Here is a 17,841-nt window from a genome sequence, read left to right on the forward strand (position 1 = left end):
CGGCGGGCGTTGAACAGGACTGTCTACTCGCCGGTGTCGCAAAGGTCGTCCGCTGTCGTCGCGTGGACTGCACGCTCGGACCAGACGGAGAGCTGGTCGAAGTCGGTGCACGCCTCGACGCGGGCTCGGACGGTGTCCGGGACGGTGATGCCACGCAAGTCGAGAATGCGGAGAGTCATCTCGGCTCGGTCCTTGAGACGGCCTGCTTCTCGGCCTTCTTCTCGGCCTTCTTCCCGTACCTCCTCGGCGAGCGGGTGTCGCCAGAAGTACTGCATCGCCGTCATCAAGTCCCTCCACATCTGCCGGACCTGGTCATTTGCCAGGCACGAGTCGACGAACTGCACGAGGACCGCGGCACTGTCGCGGTCGATGGTCCGCAGGGCGGCTGCCAGCGATTCCAGTATGGGCGGGAGCCTGCCGTCCCCGGCCGTGTGTCATGGCCGAGAGCGCGGCCAGGGGTGGGTCCTGAATGGCCTCCTGCTCGGTGGCGATCACAGGTACGTTGTCCGGCCCCAGCACGAAGGGCCGCACCGTGAGCGAGGGCATACCACGCACTCCGAAGTGGATGGGCTGTGCCGCCCAGCGGGCGGTGGCGCTGCTCTGGGTGACGACGATGAGGACGGGCTCGCAGCGGTACTTCTCGTAGAGGTAACTGAGGTAGTACGGCCAGCTGCCGCGCTTCCTGTCGTCCGGCTGGCCCTGTGACTCAACGACCAGGAGGTACGTGCCCTCGTCGGTCTCGGCCCGCAGCAGCGTGTCCACGCGCCGCTCGATGGGCTCGATCTCGGTGAGGTCGACGTTCATGCCGGCGAAGTCGTACGGCTCGGGGAAGGGAACCTGTAACACCTGCTGGAGCGCACGGGTGAGTAGCGCCGGGTCCTTCTGGAAGATCCGGTGCAGCGCCTCGTGTGACGAGCCGACCATCGGCTCTCCTTTCTGTCCGACGTGATCAACGAGCTACGCCGCGTTCAGTTCGCACCACACGAGCTTGCCGCGATGCCCCATCCGGGACAGTGGCTGCCAGTGCCAGAGGTCCGAGCAGGCCCGCACCAGGGCCATGCCCCGGCCGCTTTCGGCATCGCCGAGCTCCTCCAACCGGCTTGGGGGTTCCGGGGGTTCGGGGTCGGCGTCCCATGCGCCGATCTGGAGGACGCCGTCGCGGTAGCGCAGGCGCAGACAGGCGGGGCCCTTGGTGTGCAGGACCGCGTTGGAGATCAACTCGGAGGTGAGAAGTTCGGCGGTGTCGATGAGGAGGGCGAGGCCGTGGACGGTCAGGATCGCGCGGAGGGTGTGACGGGAGACGGTGACGGCTCTGGGGTCGGTCGGGATGTACAGGGAGTACTCCCAGGGGTCGGGGGTGGGGGCGGGAGCGGTTTCGGGCATGGGGCAGCTCCAAGTCGGTGCGGGACGGGGTGTTGGGATTACGGGCGGTGGCATGCCTCAGCCGCCATGGCAGGACGGAGCGGTGCGCTTCCGCAGCGTGTACGTCGCATCACTGACGGTATGGGTAAAATTTGGGTCGTCGCAAGTCGCTGGCGTAATCTGCACCTCGAATGAGTAACTGCACCAGGGCAGTTGCGATCTTGGGAGGAAGCGATGCCACGCAGGCGGCAGCCCACGGCACGCCAGGAACGTCTGGGCGTTGAGCTGCGGAAACTGCGCGAAGCAGCAGGGCTCAAGGCACGCGAAGCGGCCGCCCTGGTCGGGTCGGACTCGGCACAGATGAGCCAGATGGAGTCCGGTATCGCCGGCGTCAGCGAGGAGCGCCTACGAAGCCTTGCCGCTCACTACTCCTGCGAGGACCAAGAGTTGGTCGACGCGCTGGCCGCGATGGCGACGGACCGCACTCGGGGCTGGTGGGAGGACTACCGGGGCAAGTTGCCCACCCCGTTCCTCGACGTCGCCGAGTTGGAGCATCACGCGACGTACCGACTCGATGTGGAGTTCCTCAACGTCCCGGGCCTTCTCCAGACGGAGAACTACGCCCATGGCGTCTTCTCGTACCGGGTACCTGAACTTCCGGACTCGGAGACCGAGTTGCGGGTCCAGCACCGCATGCGACGGAGAGGCGTCATCGAGGGACCGACGCCAATCCCCTACGAGACGATCGTCCATGAGGCAGCGCTGCGCATCAGGGTTGGCGACCGAGCCGCCGCGCGCGCTCAGCTCAACCACGTCTTGGAGCTCTCCGAAGCGGACCACATCACCGTGCGCGTCATCCCCTTCGACGTCGACAGCTTCGGCGGAGCATGGGCCCAGATGATGTACGTCGGCGGCGCAGTCACCAAGTTGGACACTGTCGTACGCGACGTCACCGCCAACGGCACAGCCTTCATCGACTCCGAAGCCCAACTTGGTTCATTTCGAACGCTCTTCCGTAAGGTAGAGGCCGCGTCGCTCGAACCTGGACGCTCGCGTGACTTCATCCACAGGCTTACGAAGGAACTGTGAGGCGAACGATGGCCGCTCCCGACAACTGGCAGAAGTCCTCCTTCTCCGGTGGTGGGGACGGCTCCAACTGCCTCGAACTCGCCTCCACCCCCACCACCCTCCACCTCCGCGAAAGCGACACCCCGGCCACGATCCTCACCACCACGTCGGCCGCCCTCGCCCACCTCCTGGCAGGCATACGAGCCCGATGAACGCTCCCCGCAACTGGCAGAAGTCCTCGTTCTCCGGCAGCGGAGACGGCAATGCCTGCCTCGAACTCGCCTCCACCCCCACCACCCTCCACCTCCGCGAAAGCGACACCCCGGCCACGGTCCTCACCACCACCTCGGCCGCCCTCGCCCACCTCCTGGCAGGCATACGCACAAGGCCCCAACCCCCGGAACCGATGACCCGTGACTGAACCCGAGTTCGATCTGCCTCCGAAAGCCTCGCCGGAAGTCGTCGCCGAGCGCAACGCGCTGGCTGACGAGGTGTGCCGGGAACTGGGCCGAGCCGGGCTTTCCGTTCATCGGGGCGACCTCAGCGGCGGTGAGCAGGAGAAGCCGGGGGCACGCGTGCACGTAGCGCCTTTCGTCGAGGGCGGCGTGTACGTGAACTGGTGCACGGACGCGGAGTTGAGCAGTACCGCTCTCGATCTCTTCGCGCAAGGGATCGACTACTCGAACCCACCTCCGGTCGTCCGCCACCACAACGACGTGCTCACGCACATGCAGGCCGCTCTTCTGGGGATTCTCACCTCGGCCGGATTCGAGGTCGAGGAACCGGACAGACACGGGCACGGGAGCATGGTCCACGTGAAGGGCTTTCGGCCCTGATCCACCCACGGGACGCGGGTGGCAGGTCGGCTGACAGGAGGAACTCGCGGACCAAGCCACCACGATGCACGGCGCAGGCGAGGACTTGCGCAGCCTTGCCGCCGAGATGCACGCATTCCTTACGAGCGGGTCGGCGAGGAACACGACGAATCCCCGCCAGTGAATACCTGGCGGGGATTCGGCTTGCCACAAAGGAAGTGCGGCCCGCCGCCCGTCATCCGTCATCCGTCATCCGTCATCCGTCATCCGTCATCCGTCATCCGTCGAAAGGCTCCCTCGTGCGCCGCATCCCCACCTGTGTCCTGAGCGGCGCGGCTTTACCCGAGGTCAGTGACGGTCATGCCGTGGACCGGTTCGTCGAGATCGGCTCGTTCACGAAGGTCGTCACCGGCACCGCGCTGACCCGCATGGCCGCGGCCGGCGTCCTCTCGCTCGACGATCCGGTCGAGCGGTGGCTGCCCGCGGTTGCCGGGACCGGGATCACGCTGCTGCACCTGGCGCGGCACACGTCCGGTCTCCCCCGCCTGCCGCCCCGCGTCGCGCGCCGCGACCCGTACGCGGCGTTCGACCGGGCCGCGGTGCACCACTTGCTGAGCCGGCTCGACACGCTCACCACCCGCCCGCCGGGCCAGGAGGAGGAGTACTCCAATCTCGGCTACGCGTTCCTCGGCGAGGCTCTGGCCGTCGCTGCCGGCGCCGCCTACGAGGAGGTGGTGGCCGAGTACGTCCTGCGTCCGCTGGATGTGGCGGAGGTGACCGCGAGCCCCGACCCGGACAGGCTCCTGGCCGCGCCGGGCCTGTTCGGAAGGCCCCGCAGGCCGTGGACGATGCGGGGTGCGATCCTGCCCGCGGGAGGTCTGTGGGCCACTCCACGCGCGGCGGCCGATCTGCTCGTGCGCCTGGCAGTGGAACGCCGGTTGGGGGACCCGGCGCCGTCCTGGCAGACGGCCGGCCCCCTGTACTGGCACAACGGCGCGACGCGCGACGCCTCGCTCTTCGCCGGGGCGATGGACGACGGCCGCTGGGTGCTGATCCACCGTCTCAACGGGGCACCGGAGGAGACGGACCGGGCCGGCATCGAGGTGCTCAAGGGGAGCCGCGCCGCCTCCTGACGCCGGCAGCGGGCTGTTCCCGGGCGGGGTCCACCTATTCCCAGGCGGGGTCCACGGGGACGTTCCAGCCTTTCAGCATCGCCAGGATCTTCGCCCGGGTCTTCGGCCAGGCGTACCGAAAGGCGCGGTCGCACACTTCCCTGCTCTCCAGAAAGAATTCTATGAAAGTGAAGTAGGCCGTGTCCACCAGCCAACCTGTGGGATCTTCCTCAAGCGCCTCAATGAACTCGAAACAACGCTTGAGGAATTCCTCTCCCTCTGCATTGATTTCTGGAGATTCCATGAGGGGCTGAAACAGAGGGTAAGCGAGCACGTCGGACAGGAACGCCCCTGGGCTGGTATTGACCTGTTCCCAGTGGGTCACCTGCGACACACGCAGGTCGTGACGCTCGGCAGCCTTCTCAAAATGGGGCTTCACCTCCGGGAGCAGTCGCATGAGCTGCGTAACCAGTTCATCCGAGGAGATTCCTTGCATACCCATTCACCTTCGCATTACGCTGAATAATAACCGCACCGCCGGCCGGGAATTCCTCCCGGCCAGCGGCACCGCTGGTGGGCGGTCCGGTGCGGTCAGGCCATCGGGCTCACCACATAGCAGTCACCGAAGAAGAGGCACCCCGCGCCCTGGCCGTCGGGAACCACGTCCAGCGGGTCCGTCAGGGATTCACTGAGCTGTTTCGTCGCTTCCTCGAATCCGTAGTTATAGGCATCCACCGGGAACTGTGCTGCGCTGACGGCACCGCCCACCACCCCGAACGCCTTGGCGAAACCACGGCCCTTGATCTTTTCACCCGACGGCACGGCCCGCTGCGGCGCCTTCGGATGGAGGTTCTCAGGCCGACAGAAAGGTCGCGCTCAACGAATCGAAGGAACTCTGGACGGCTCTCAACGCGGACGACGTGGCCGGGGAGGTCACGAAGAAAGTGAATGCGGAGGGGCTCGCGAAGAAACAGCGGATCGGCCAGGCCAACGCCGCCGCAGGCTCACTGTCGCCGCAGCCGGTACAGGCTCACCTGGAGCAGTTGCCGCCGCTGGATGCCGAGCGCCGTGGGCACCGCCGTTACCGTCGGTCGCCAGTCGGTGCGACTGCCGGATCCACGAACCGCGGAGGCAGCCGCGGCCGAGCACGTCAGCGGGTCGGAGCGGCGCCTTCGAATGAGGTCAGGCCGGTGTCGATGACCTTGGCTGCGCGGCGGACGTCGGCGGTCACAGCCTCATGAATCTGTGTCGGGGTGCGGGCGCCGTCCAGATGCTTCCCAAGGCTTTGGAACTGGATGGACCACAGTCCGAGCAGGGCAGTTGCCGCGATCTGCGGTTCCGGGTCGTCCGGGCTGGTGCGGGCGCGCTGGGCCAGCGCCTCCGCTGCGGCGGTGACGAGCCGGTCGGTCATGTCCCGGTGGTAGGCCCTCAGTGAGGGCGTGGACCTGGTCAGTGCGCCGAAGCGCCTGATCATGGCGGCGGCCTGGCTGGAGTCGTCCTGCGCGGCGATCCAGGAGGTCATGGCTCGCAACTCATCGGAGAGGATCCGCAGCGCCGCTTCGACCGCGGAGTGGTCCGTGTCGGCCAGTCCGGCGCGCAGCGCGGCCATCGTGGACTCGCCCTGGTCCAGGATGAGCGATTCCTTGGTGGGGAAGTAGTTGAAGACCGTCTTCTCCGAGACCCCGCACGCCTGGGCGATCTCCGATACGCGGACGGCGTCGAAGCCGCGCTCCAGGAACATCTCGGTCGCGGTATCGGACAGGCGTTGCCGCAACAGGCGCTTCTTCTGCTCTCGCAGCCCTTCGGCCCCGGGCGCCGCGGTCTGCGGGCGCCCTGCCGTCCAGTCCACCGTGCTCATGACGACAGAGTAGTGCAGCGGCAGAATATTTACTGCGACTGTAAATTTTCAGTGACTGTAGATTCTATCTCTACGTGACCTTGCGTGACATCTATGCGACCTCTCCGTGACCGATTCGGGAGCCCCATGAGCGCCATCCACATCGTCCGCGACTACCCCCACTCCCCTACCAAGGTCTGGCACGCGGTCACCGACCCCCGGCTCATACCGCTATGGACAGCCACCGGGGCCGGGGCACGCCCAGAAGGATTCACCACCACCGTCGGCGCCCCGTTCCAGTTCATCGCCAAGCCCAAGCCCGGCTGGAGCGGCATCGTCGACTGCGTCGTACTGGAAGTGGACAAGCCCCGGCTGCTGCGTTACTCGTGGACCGACCATGGCGCCGGCGAGAGCACCGAGGTCGCCTACCGCATCGAACCCCGGGACACAGGAACACGCTTCACCTACGACCACACCGGCTTCACGGGTGCAGGCGGCCTCCTGATGACCCAGATCCTGGGTCACGTCCGCCGGAAGATGCTGCGCGTCGGCCTGTCCGCCGTGCTGAACGACCTGGACGAGGACGGCAGACTCCGCCCCGGAAGCACACTCAAGCCCAAGACCTGACTCTCCCCTTGATCCCGCCACCAGCTGAGGACGAGGACCGGCGCGGTCAGTTGCGGATGTTCGCCCCCTCCTTACCGGAAGCTTTGGCACCACCCTGCGTACAGCGAGCGCAGCTCGTATCGCCGGTGGCGTTTCCGCAGACAGCGCACCATGGGCATATGAAGACTCGGGCTCGTGTCCAGCACGGCGCTGCCAAGAGGTCGGTCGCGAACTGTCGATCGAGATAGTCACCGTCAGTGTTCTCGGCGCTGACGGCGGCTGTGGATTCAAGGACGGGATACGTGCGGCGGCACGTCCGGCAGCGCCGTCCCTCCCAGGTTCCGCCACACTGGCTGCACGAACACCGGAAGTGGCCATCCGCCCATGTCTGTAGGGCTCGGTCCGGGGCTGCGGACTCGGCACCGCAGCGGGGGCACCGGGTGAGCGCGATCGTCTGTGCGACGGCGCGCTCGACCCCCTCCCACAGCTGTTCCACCGCTGCGGCATTCGTACCGCGCTGGAGGAACCGGGCGGTGTCCCGACGCTGCGCCAGAACCATTGCTCGTGCGGTGGCCAACTCGTGATCAGTTGGCAGTCGCGTCACGATGATCCCGGTCGGTCCCATCGACAGCCAAGGGATCTCGGACACGAAAGCAGTGTCTACGCCGCCACCGACTGACACGGGGTACGGGTAACCCGACAGGCGAGGTTGTTCAAGGACAAAGCGCAGCCCGCGGGCAAGCCGGGTCACGCTATCGATCTCCAGAGGTGACACGGGGATCTTCCACAGCGGAGCATCGTCCTTGTCAGGTGCTGGGGTGCCGGGTGCTTCGAAGGCGTGCAGGCGTACAGCCAGTGGCAATTCCTGCCGCTCCTCGCTGCCACTCGGGTAGAGCACGAGCGTCGGCTCGGTCGGCGACTGAGCGTTGAGCATCGCGAACTCGGCCAGCGTGGTCTCCCTCCGGCGGGACGCTGTCAGGGGGTGTGGGAGCGGCACCACTCGCAGCACGACGGTCTCGTCGCGCTCGATGACCAGCACGCCGTCCCCGCCCCAGCGCAGTCGCACCTCGGATCCGCCGTGCGAGTAGTTCACCGGCCCCCCGCCCCGGGCCAGCACCGACTCATCCACCGCCTGACCGCCGACCTCGTCCAAGGCCCGCAGGAGCAGCACCGCGACGTAGGATTCGAAACCGCGGCACCAGTCCTGACTGCGGCGGAATTCATCATCTGCCGATGAGGAGCGCGTTCGCGTCACCATCCACTGATTCCACAGTTCGGCGACGTGGCGGAATCGGTCTTCACCGACAAGCAGATTCGTGGTGCGCAGCGAGGTGCCCAGCTCTGCACGCCGGTTCACTCCATGCCATACCGGTGATCGACGCAACGCGGACACAGCGCTTCGCAGTTGCTCGAGTTCCTTCAACCGCAGGATCGCCCGAGCGTTCCAGTCTTCCTGATCGACGAGCTCAGCCAGCAGATTCCAGAGTCGGAGACTGCTCTGCTGCCACGGTCGTCCGTTCACGTCGTCGATGTACCGCTCGATATCGCTGAACATTCCGCTGATATCACGGATTTGGGCCATGCGGACGGTGAGATAACGCCAGAGCTGGTCGACGAGATGAGCGGCGACCCGGTTCTCGTACAGGTCCAGATTGACTTCGCGCTCGGGGCTGAGCACCCGGTCCGGACGCACGCCGTCCGGCCGCAACGCGGCCCAGTCCTCGCTGTGTGCGGCCAGGCGAGTCACGGTCTGCGGCGTGATGCGCCGCGCCCTGGGGACCGGTAGCAGGCGATTGACGGGGTGCAGTCGACTCACGGGACGGAAGCAGACCGCGCGCAGAAAGGGCAGATGCTCCTCAATGGCCTCTTCCAGCGGCTGGCGGCTGAGCGTCCTCATCGCGGCAGTACCGTCCACCAGCGGGGAAACATCGACAAGATCGGCGAGGTGGGATTGCCGCCCGGTCAGCTTCTCAACGGTTCGGCCGATTGCCAGAACGGCTTCCATCGTCACCTGATCGGATTCCGCCTCGTTCGCATGCTCACGCCTTGCGACGTAGTACTCGCCAGGCCTTGCAGGCCGGTGTCCTGCTTCGACGGAACGGCGACCTGGCAGGAAGATGTACTGCCCCACCAGCGCGTGTCCGACCATGGCCGGTGCCGGGCGGCCCGAGACTCGGTCCAGCAGATCGAGGCTGTCCATCATTCGTGTCCCAGTTTGCGGAGAATGCCGTTGAGCACGGAAACCGATCGGTCGGGGCCGCCGTCGGCGGAGAGCTTCGGCCAGTCGGAGACCAGGTCTTCCCGCAGTTGCTTGAGGTGGTCCGCCCGGACTTCGTAGCGCCCGTGCAACTTACGGAGGATCTTTCGGGCCACGAGTTGGTCGGTGGCTTCGCTCAGTGATCCTCCGGAAGCCATGACCACGGGTACATAGCGGTGGAGCTGCGTGGGAAGCCGGCTGCCCCAGGAGATCTGGAAGTCGTCGGCCATCCGGTCAGCGAGTGCGGTGCCAAGGAATGCCTCGGCCTTCTGGGCGTCGCGCTCGTGCGTAGCCTGAGCGGCGTCAAAGGCAGTTTCAAGGGCCTTCCAGCTCAGTGGCTCAACGGGGTCCTGCGGCGGGACCGTGAAGCGCTCGTACCTGGCGGGAAGCTCGATGACATGTGACCTGTCGTACGTCTTGTCCGCGAACAGCAGTGTCGTCTCGTCCTGGTTGGCAGTCCCCACGAAGAAGACACTCTTCGGTACAGGCAGCAGTCGGCCCTCACGCAGCAGCCGGGGAGACGGATCCACGGCGGAACTCATCAGGACGAGATCAGGCGTGGTCTCCCGGGAGACTTCGCGTGACAGCGCGGACAGCACATCGTTGAAGTACTGCTCGGGATGGGAAAGGTTCATCTCGTCCAGGACGATGAAGAACGGCTGCGCTGCGAACTGTGGACACTGCGCCTGGTAGAGAGCCTTGGTGAACTCCGACTCGTAGAAGCGGCGCTCGAAAGCGTTGTAATAGCCCATGAGATCCTGCGGTGTACGCCAGTCCGCGCCGACGGACACGACCTTTGCGGTCGCGCCGATGGCTTCGGCGAACCGCTGGGGGAGCTGTGTTTTGCCGATGCCGCTGATGCCTTCGAGCAAGTGCAGTTGTGTAGCGGCGAGACCGCCGAGGAACGAACGCAGGTCGGCCATTTCGTAGAACAAGCCGTGCTGTTGCCTGATGAACGCCCGCACGCGCTGTACCAGTTCATGCAGCGGAGGCGCGCTTCCGGCAAGGTCACCGGGCGCGGAGTCGTACTCATCGTCCATCTTGCTGCACGCAGCGAAAGCGGTTTCGCCCTCCCGCCGTTCGACCAGGCCCTGCCAGTCGCGCTTCTGCTCCTCGACTTGCTCACGGTATGCACGTACCTCCGCCTCCAGCGCCTCCTTGCTCACCGACAGGCGTTCAACCTCCACAGCCGTGATCTCGTGCGCCGAGAGCTGACGCTGCAACCGTTCGTTGTGGGCGGCATATGTGGTGCACCGATCGCGAAGCTGACGTGTCTCTTCTTCCAGAGCCGCGAGCCGCAGGGCTGACTCGTCGGGCGCCGCGAGCCGGAGTCGCCGTAGCTCCACGCTGTCCTCGCGCAGCCGTTCCAGCTCGGCGAGGACGTCCTCCGGGCTCTGGCTTCCGAACGCCCGATCGAGTCGCTCATAGTCGGCGATCCGCTCGCTGTGCAGGTCAGCATCCTGCCGTGCCGCTTCGTAGAGCCGTCGCTGATGTTCGGCTTCGGCGCGGATCTGATCGGTAGCGGACGCCACCGCGAGAGCGGTGCGCTCGGCATACAGTTCCTTGGTGTCGTGCAGATCCTCCTCCCGAGCCTGCAACTCCACCTTCTGGTGACGCAGTCGCCGCCACTCGTCAGTAAGTTCCGCACGCTCCGACGCCAACCCGTCGCGCTCAGCTAAGAGTTCCTCGCGCAGGCGGGACCGCTGGATCTCGATCTCCTCATCGAATTCACGGCGGGCGGTGTCGAACCGCTCGCGTGCTGCCGACAGCTCCGCGCGGGCCTCGGCGATGATCAGTTCCTTCTCCCGCTCTTCCCGTGCGGCGAGTGCCACTTCACGGTCGAGCAGGGCGCGGTCGCGGTCGTCGAGCGCAGCACGGCGCTCCGCCAGTGCCTCTTGCCCCTGCTCCAAACCCGACTCGGCTTCGGCCAGCTCACGACGCCGGGTCTCGAGTGCTTTCGTCTCCTCGCCGAGTTGCTCCCGACGCCGTGCGCATTCCTCTTCTCCCGCGGTGACAGCCCCTTCACGCCGCTCCAGCCCCTTCACCGCATCCTGGTAGGCCTGCCTCACCTGCGTGGCCTGCTGCCACAGGACGGCCAGCTCCTCTGCGCTGGGCGGGGAGGCGGCCGGCTGCGCCGGTGGGATGGCTTCGACGCCCAAGTCCGCCGCGGCAGAGGCCATGCCCGCCGAGACCGTCTCCGCCAGCGACTGGTCGGGGGTCGCCTTGGGCGCGCTGACACGCTTCTGCGTCGTCCGTCGGGCAGCCTTGCTGCGGTTCCTGGACATCAGAGGGAGGTCCTCTCGGTGCGAGGTTCAGGCAGTTGCAGTAGGGCACGGGCGGCGCTGGCCGCAGCCTCCCGGCACCACTGGGCGTCGTGGGGATTGGTGGCGTCGCGGCTTGCGTGGGCACCGCGGTTGCGCAGGCCGTTGAGCACGGTGAGCGTGATCGGCAGGTCGGGCTGCCGAACAGCTATGGCGCGCAGCGGGTGGCCGGCCTGCTCCTTGGCAGCAAGCAGCGACAACGCGAACATTGCCTTGACGAAACCCCGTTGCGGGTCGCGGTAGGTCTTGGTGAGCTCGTCATCTCTGACCCCGGAGTACAACTGTGTCACGCTGTGAAAGCCGGCACTCTGGGCCGCTGACTCCAACATCGCGCGGCGCAGTGTCGGTGAGTTCTTGAAGGTCTGGAAAGTGCCGTGGCTCACCGGATACGCCACCATCATCCGGCGGAAGAGCACTTCATGGAGACGCAGTGCTGTGTGTACGACCCGCTCCATCGATTCGTCCCGCACTGCGGACTCGACTGCCATATCGAGCTCCAGCATGAGATCGAAAGCGTCACGGTCGTCGCGGATCTCGGGGCCGAAGTCGTGAGCCAGACGCTGCTCCAGTAGGTCGCGTAGACCCTGGTCCGCCTGATGGAATCGGGCACTGGCGGCGGCCAGCTCCGCGGCCGCCCGGACTCGTATCTCCTCGTCGAGCACGCCGTCGTCGCGGCCGAAGCGGTAGACCAGCGACTGGAAAAAGTCGCTGGGGCCCAGCCCGAAGGGGTCGTATGCGGTCCAGGCCTCAGCTGTCTCGGTGTCGCTGCTCCCCGACACCTCCAGGAAGCCCAGCAGGTACACCGGTTGAGGATCCTCGAGGAACGCGACACGGTTGAGTTCCGGCATGTCTTCGACCAGTCCGCCGGCCCCACGAGGCCCAGTCAGACCGTCGGGTGCAGCGAGCGGTTCGAGTCCGGATCGGCGTTCGTACTGGCGGACCTTGAAGACACGACGGGCGGCACGATCCTCGCTCGCGGAAGCCACTACCCGCGCGGCATTGGGCCGCTGCGCGGGCCGGGCCGGCGGCTGAACGCGCCGCGCCGTCGCACGGTCCGACTTGCCGGCCGTGCCGAGCTGCAACTCCACGCCCTCAGGCCGTGAGCGAAGCACATACGCCTCACGGAGCGAGTCGGTCGTCCGGGGCCACAATTCTCCCGAGAACGGGTCCTCGAAGACGTAGCAGACCTGCCATTCCGGTGAGTCGGCTGCCGAGCCGGTACGCAGCGCCCGGCGGCCCTGGTCCGTCAGCTCATGTCTCTTGTTGAGGTGCCCGGCGTCGACGGCCCTGTCGAGAATATGTGCGCACAGCCGGGCGTCGAGCTCGATCAGGGCACCCATCCGGTCGGGCCGGCGAACACCTGCCTGGCAGAGTCCGAGTACCACGCGCTCGAAGAGATCCAGGCCGCGCTGCTGCAAAACAGGCGCCGTGACGCGATACGCCCAGGCGGGCCACAGTACGCAGAGTCGGCCGTCGCCGGGATCCCGGTGGTCGTAGCTCAGTACCCGGGCCCGGGACCAGTCAGCGGCGGAAGTGGCCATAGGGCGCCCCCTTTTGGCACATGTCCAGGAAGTCGGCCAGCGGAGCCAGCGCCTTGGGAGCGAAACCGGCGTCGAACATCGACGCAGCACCCACGGATATGAGGAGCCGCTTCTGGCGGCTCATCGCCACGCACAGGCGGTTCTGCAGCGTCACATGCCCGTATCGCCTCGCGACCCATCTGTTGTACGAACGATCAGTGGTGGCGGGCGGTACTTCCTGGCGGGGACCGCAGCGTGTGGTCGACAGCAACACGATGTCGAACTCTTTGCCCTGGAATGCATCGACGGTGCCTACGAGCAGCCGGTCCAGCCGGTGGCCGCCGCTGTCGTAGCGCAGCCGCTCCGCCACCTCGTAGTCCCTGCCCTCCCGGGTCAGCAAACCCTTGTCCGCCAGCTTTCGGCAGATCTCCTCGACCTGGGCGGAGTAGAACGCGATCACCCCGATCGTCAGGTCCGGTGCCTCGTCGACCAGGCGGGCGACCTCATCGGCGACCGCCGCGGCCTCCACTGGCCGTGACTTGCTGCGGTCCCCGTACTCGGGCCCCACGTCCGGCGGGACGTCCACCCAGGCTGCGACCGCCGTGCCGTAACGGGCCAGGCCGTGGACGAATTGGTCGTCGGGCCTGGGGGAGTTGACTCCGCCCTGGTAGAAATTGCGGCTGACGAATTCGCCGAGCACCCGGTGCATGCGGAACTGACTGTCGAGGGTGACCACACGCTGTACGGGAACACCGGGCTTCGCCAGGCCCTCGAACAGCCGCTGGAACAGACTCTCCGAGAGCAGTTCCCGTGTCACCGGCTCGAATTCGCGCTCGACGTCCGGCTCCAGCATCTGCGGCAGCTGATTGTGGTCGCCGACAAGCACGATCCTCCGGCCCGCGTGGATCAGCGGGATCATCAGGTCGAGCGGATTGGCTCTGGCCGCCTCGTCCACAATCACCGTGTCGAAGACGAGATCATCGACCCGCGACTCGCCCTTGGCGTCGGCCATCGCCGGCGAGGAGACCTGCTGGCAAGTAGCAGCGTACGAGGCGGTGTACTCCCTGAGCGTCCAGTGCACCGCGTCGGGGTCGCCGTCGAGGGCTTCGCGGTATTCCAGCAGCGCCAGCGTGACGCCATCGTCCGACGACTGGGCCGTGCGGTCGGCCAGAGCATCCACGGTGTCCTCGATCAGGCGGCGCATCTCCGGGTCGACCGCTGGGTCCGGTGCGGGGCCGACCGGCCGGGCCAGTTGCTCCAAGAGGGCCGTACGCAGTGCAGCCAGTTCGGCCAGGAAATCGGGTGGGCCGGGCTCATTCCATGCCGCCGCCTGCTCCAGGAGGTCGAGCCTGCTGTCCGAGAGGTCCACGTCGGTGAGAGCGCGCAGTCTTCTCAACGCTTTCGCGGCGCCGGCCGGGCCGTCGTCACCGAACGACTCGGCTGAGACGCGGATGCCCCGCACCGCCCGTACGGCCAACTCCTCTTCGTCCGATCCGATGAGGAGCGGAGGGGGCATGTTCGCGGCTGCGAGACGGGTCCTCAGCCGGTCGGTGATCCGGCCGGACACGAGTCCGTCGGTGAGGTCCATCAATTCGCGGAGCATCGCGGCTGTCCCCATCGCGTCGGTCGGCGCGAGCAGATAACCGGCGGCGAGAGCGGCGGCCCGGCGCAGGGCGACCAGGCCGGGCCCCTGGTCGCTCCCGGTGATCCGCTCGGTCAGCCGGGCTGTTGTCTCCTTCTGCCAGCGGTCGATCTGCACGGTGGTGCCGCGACCCGCCCGGTCGATCTTGTTCGCGGGCAGGCCGAAGATCACCGATCGTTCCACCAGCTCATCGACGGCGGCGTGCTGGTAACTGGTCAAGAGCATGCTCCCGCGCAGTCGCGCATACCCCCGTCCGGCCTCGGCGAGCCTGGTCTGCAAAGCAGCGATCACCTGTGTCTTGCCGGTGCCCGGAGGACCTTGAATGATCGCGATGTCGGGGGTGTTGAGAGCGACGCGCAGTGCTCTCTCCTGAGCCTGCGTCGGACGCCCGTTCTTGAAGCAGGCCCAGGTCGCCTCCGACTTCGGGTCGATGGAGCGCTCCAGTACCGGCGCAGGCGCCGGATCGCCCTCGAGAAGGGCGAGCAGGTTGGGAATCGTGGTGCGGCCCTTTCGGACGAGGTCGAAGGCCTTCCGCCGCCGCATCAATCGTCGGCGGTTGCCCCGGAAGGATCGGTAGAGGAATCCTTCCGGAGCGGGGTCGCGCCGTTGGATGGGCATGCCCGGCCGTGCCTCGACGGCCCGTGGCCGGATGTCAATCGTTCCCCTGACGGGGTCGGCGTTGAGCACCTCGCCGCTGATCGTGTCCTGGGGAAGCTCGTCGTCGAGCAGAGCCCACTCTTCTCCGTCGGCGGCGGGTTCGCGCAACAGGACGGACGGCAGGGTCATGGACGCCTCGAGTTCCATGGGCTCGTCGTCGTTCCTGCGGTGCGCCTGGTCGAGCAGGGACAGCCTGCCGTCGTCGGAACCGGTGGGTTCCGTGACGTGGAAGCGAAGGACGCCGTTGTGCCGGGGCACCACCTGGTGGTACTTGAGGTATCTGTCGTCGTGGACCCGCCGATGGATCCACCAGCTCTCCTTGCGGTTGTACGTATTCCACATCGCCAGGAAGCCCTCGCCGGAGGCGAGTTTGGCGAGCTGGCGCTTCATCTCCTCACGCAGACGAGTGGCCTGGGACTCGTCGGTGAAGGCGACCGAGCGGTTGATCAGCTTCAGCGGTCCCTGCTGGGCGTCGTGGCCGCGCAGCACGACTCGGCTCAGCATCACGCGGTCGCCCACGGTCTTCACATCGACCGCCACGCCTCGGCCGTGGATACGGAAAGCGACCGGTTCCTCGGTGTTCTCCCTCGGGCCGGCTGAGATCACGATGCGGCCGGGGGCACCGGCCGCGGAACCGGCCAGAGGGGGCAGAACGAGTCGCTCGTTCAGCCACTGCAGTGCCCATTCGGGTTTGTCGTGGCGGGGTCTGCCGGCGGCGCGGAAGATGCTCTGGAACTCCTTGTCGGTCACGCCGATGGCCAGGGGGGTGCCGGTCGGCCCCTTGTCGTACGTGTACACGTTGAGATCCAGACGGGGCCAAGCCGCCTGCCCCGAGGCGGGAGCAAGGTACAGCACGATGGCTACCCTCGCCTGGCCCGCCCCAAGGAGTCGTTGCAGCCTCCGGCTGTCCTCCGCCGTGAAACCGACCGCGGGCGCTCGTACCCCGCCGATCTCCACAATGACGCCGCCGGCGGGGGTGCGCCCCAGCACTGCCTCTGTCTCGTCGGTGGTTATCTGCGGCGGTGCCGCCCGCAGTTGCCAGGTCAGGGAGATCAGCGTGGCCGCGCCTGGAAGTGGGGGCAGCTTGCTCACCCTTGCCTGCCGCAGCGGTTGGTTCCCGCTTGCGGGCCGCGACGAGCCGGCGCCACCGCGGCCGCTCGGTGGTACCGGCCGGGGACGGCCACCGGCCTGCCCGCTGCCGGGCGCGCGCGGGCTCACCGGTCGCCACCCTTGGTGAGGCGGCTGAAGCGCAGGAGCCGGTGCGGTGTGTGCTCAGCGTCGAAGTGCAACTCCCAGATGGCACCCGTGGCCAGTCCCGGAATGGCGGATTCCTGCCCGGGCTCAACCGGAAGCCACGGTCCCCCACCTGGGCCGACCACCCACGTCGGCCGGTCCCAGCGATTACGCATGGTCAACTGTCCAGCGCGATCGAACCAGAGGGTGACGACCGGCAGCTCGCCGTCGACAGCCGAACCCGTAGCCGTGCGCTTCGATATCGGCGCTGCCATCTCCCGCTGCAACAGGACAGCCTGCCTGGTCTGCGCGATCAATTGTTCCCCCGATCCGATGGGTGGTACCTGGGTGAGGACACGGGCCACCAGAGCTGGTGGTGACGGATCCAGGCACCATGGACATGCGGACTCACTGCCGTAGAAGGAGCCCCGGCACCGCTCGCAGGTCAGAGTCAGATCGGCGGCCTCGAACAGCTTCGTACGCCACTCGCCCACGGTGGGCCGACCTGTCGGGTTGACGAGTCCACCCTCGAACGTCCGTGATGCCAGGGCGCGCAAACCTGGTGTCAGGGTGTGGCGACGAGACAAACCGAAGCTCGACCTGTTGGCCTCGTCACCGGCGTGGTCCACCCATGGAATCTCGCCGGCGAAGGCTCGCTCCTCCAGCTCAGGTTCACCGTCGTAGACGAGATCGCCGATAAATGGATGCAGGATGGAGAGAGTCTCGAAGGCCATCACCGCGAAGGCGAAGGAGTCGCTGAGGCTGGACACGCCCCGTCGCCCCGTGAGGACCTCCGGTGCCGCATAGCCGGGAGTGACATATGCACCGTCACGGATCTCGGAGGCCACGGCAATGTTGTCGACGTCGATCAGGAACACCTGTTCGTGCTCCAGAGACTCCGAGACCATCACGTTGACCAGCGACGGATCCCCATAGCAAAAGCCCCTGGCGTGCAACTCGGCCAGCGCTCCGGCCAGTCGGCCGAGCAAGCGCAGCCTGCGCCGCAAACCACCCGTGTTTGCGTACCACGCCGCGAGATCGCCACCACCCGAAGGCTTGACCAGATGCTGCAACGCCGCCATGTCCGAGAGCATCGGCATCGTGTAACCCGGATAGGGCGGTGCCAGCAGGGAGAGAGGACGGGCCAGTGGCAGGTTGTCCAGGTCGAGCAGACGGACAGTGCGCAGTCGCTCGGCGAGCCGCTGGGCTGCGACCGCGTCACGGCTGTGCAGTATCTTGACGGCCACGCGACCGCCGCTCGCTTCCCAGACCTCTCCCTGACCCCCCGCGCCGAGTCTGCGAGTCAATTCGATGATCTGACCGTTCTCCGTGCTCACCACGACCTGTAATCCGGTCGTGCTCCAGGTCTGGCCAGTGCCCAGCACTCCGCGTACTCCCCAGGGATCTGTCT

General features: G+C 66.8%; 15 protein-coding genes and 1 pseudogene. 6 read left to right on the forward strand and 10 right to left on the reverse strand.

What is annotated here, in order from left to right:
* Positions 1-23: 23 nt before the first annotated feature.
* Together ACZ5SK_RS13580 and ACZ5SK_RS13585 are read right to left on the reverse strand one after the other, a co-directional pair.
* Positions 24-924: pseudogene (locus ACZ5SK_RS13580) on the reverse strand (hypothetical protein).
* 33 nt (positions 925-957) lie between these two features.
* Positions 958-1,383 (reverse strand): ATP-binding protein, encoded by a 426-nt coding sequence (locus tag ACZ5SK_RS13585; RefSeq protein ID WP_334578117.1) that lies wholly within the window; start codon positions 1,381-1,383, stop codon positions 958-960.
* A gap of 213 nt (positions 1,384-1,596) precedes the next feature.
* On the opposite strand from ACZ5SK_RS13585, the gene ACZ5SK_RS13590 reads away from it, so the two are divergent.
* The 5 genes from ACZ5SK_RS13590 (at position 1,597) to ACZ5SK_RS13610 (ending at position 4,378) form a co-directional block, all read left to right on the forward strand.
* Positions 1,597-2,451, forward strand: coding sequence for a helix-turn-helix domain-containing protein (locus ACZ5SK_RS13590; RefSeq protein ID WP_334578118.1), 855 nt, complete (start codon positions 1,597-1,599; stop codon positions 2,449-2,451).
* Positions 2,452-2,459: 8 nt separating this feature from the next.
* Positions 2,460-2,642 (forward strand): DUF397 domain-containing protein, encoded by a 183-nt coding sequence (locus ACZ5SK_RS13595; RefSeq protein ID WP_361708596.1) that lies wholly within the window; start codon positions 2,460-2,462, stop codon positions 2,640-2,642.
* A complete protein-coding gene (locus tag ACZ5SK_RS13600) occupies positions 2,639-2,851 on the forward strand; it encodes a DUF397 domain-containing protein (RefSeq protein WP_457495491.1) in 213 nt (70 codons plus the stop codon). Before ACZ5SK_RS13595 ends, ACZ5SK_RS13600 begins: the two co-directional genes overlap by 4 nt.
* Complete coding sequence (locus tag ACZ5SK_RS13605; protein WP_457495492.1) at positions 2,844-3,266, forward strand: hypothetical protein; 423 nt, start codon at positions 2,844-2,846, stop codon at positions 3,264-3,266. Before ACZ5SK_RS13600 ends, ACZ5SK_RS13605 begins: the two co-directional genes overlap by 8 nt.
* Positions 3,267-3,610: 344 nt before the next feature.
* Positions 3,611-4,378, forward strand: a complete 768-nt coding sequence (locus tag ACZ5SK_RS13610; RefSeq protein ID WP_468418827.1) for a serine hydrolase domain-containing protein — start codon at positions 3,611-3,613, stop codon at positions 4,376-4,378.
* A 34-nt stretch (positions 4,379-4,412) separates the two neighbouring features.
* On the opposite strand, the gene ACZ5SK_RS13615 is transcribed toward ACZ5SK_RS13610, so the two are convergent.
* The 3 genes from ACZ5SK_RS13615 to ACZ5SK_RS13625 all read right to left on the reverse strand — a co-directional run bounded on the left by ACZ5SK_RS13615 (position 4,413) and on the right by ACZ5SK_RS13625 (position 6,215).
* Entirely contained in the window at positions 4,413-4,853 is a 441-nt protein-coding gene (locus ACZ5SK_RS13615) for a hypothetical protein (protein WP_334578122.1), read from the reverse strand.
* A 95-nt stretch (positions 4,854-4,948) separates the two neighbouring features.
* Entirely contained in the window at positions 4,949-5,179 is a 231-nt protein-coding gene (locus tag ACZ5SK_RS13620; protein ID WP_334578123.1) for a hypothetical protein, read from the reverse strand.
* 328 nt (positions 5,180-5,507) lie between these two features.
* Positions 5,508-6,215 (reverse strand): TetR/AcrR family transcriptional regulator, encoded by a 708-nt coding sequence (locus ACZ5SK_RS13625; RefSeq protein ID WP_334578124.1) that lies wholly within the window; start codon positions 6,213-6,215, stop codon positions 5,508-5,510.
* 126 nt (positions 6,216-6,341) lie between these two features.
* Here ACZ5SK_RS13625 and ACZ5SK_RS13630 point away from each other — a divergent pair, with 126 nt between their 5' ends.
* Positions 6,342-6,821 (forward strand): SRPBCC family protein, encoded by a 480-nt coding sequence (locus ACZ5SK_RS13630; protein WP_334578125.1) that lies wholly within the window; start codon positions 6,342-6,344, stop codon positions 6,819-6,821.
* A gap of 46 nt (positions 6,822-6,867) precedes the next feature.
* Here the strand turns inward: ACZ5SK_RS13630 and ACZ5SK_RS13635 are convergent, their stop codons facing one another.
* From ACZ5SK_RS13635 to ACZ5SK_RS13655, 5 genes are all read right to left on the reverse strand, one after another.
* Positions 6,868-9,003 (reverse strand): hypothetical protein, encoded by a 2,136-nt coding sequence (locus ACZ5SK_RS13635; RefSeq protein ID WP_457495496.1) that lies wholly within the window; start codon positions 9,001-9,003, stop codon positions 6,868-6,870.
* Positions 9,000-11,342 (reverse strand): AAA family ATPase, encoded by a 2,343-nt coding sequence (locus ACZ5SK_RS13640; protein WP_457495497.1) that lies wholly within the window; start codon positions 11,340-11,342, stop codon positions 9,000-9,002. The genes ACZ5SK_RS13635 and ACZ5SK_RS13640 overlap by 4 nt, the downstream gene beginning before the upstream one ends.
* On the reverse strand, positions 11,342-12,919 hold the full coding sequence (locus tag ACZ5SK_RS13645; RefSeq protein WP_468576008.1) for a hypothetical protein: 1,578 nt from the start codon (positions 12,917-12,919) through the stop codon (positions 11,342-11,344). Before ACZ5SK_RS13645 ends, ACZ5SK_RS13640 begins: the two co-directional genes overlap by 1 nt.
* On the reverse strand, positions 12,900-16,289 hold the full coding sequence (locus tag ACZ5SK_RS13650; RefSeq protein WP_468576010.1) for a DEAD/DEAH box helicase: 3,390 nt from the start codon (positions 16,287-16,289) through the stop codon (positions 12,900-12,902). The genes ACZ5SK_RS13645 and ACZ5SK_RS13650 overlap by 20 nt, the downstream gene beginning before the upstream one ends.
* A gap of 122 nt (positions 16,290-16,411) precedes the next feature.
* Positions 16,412-17,815, reverse strand: coding sequence for a hypothetical protein (locus ACZ5SK_RS13655; protein WP_334578130.1), 1,404 nt, complete (start codon positions 17,813-17,815; stop codon positions 16,412-16,414).
* Between the last annotated feature and the right edge of the window lie 26 nt (positions 17,816-17,841).

It is taken from the genome of Streptomyces sp. NPDC031474 (assembly GCF_055581185.1).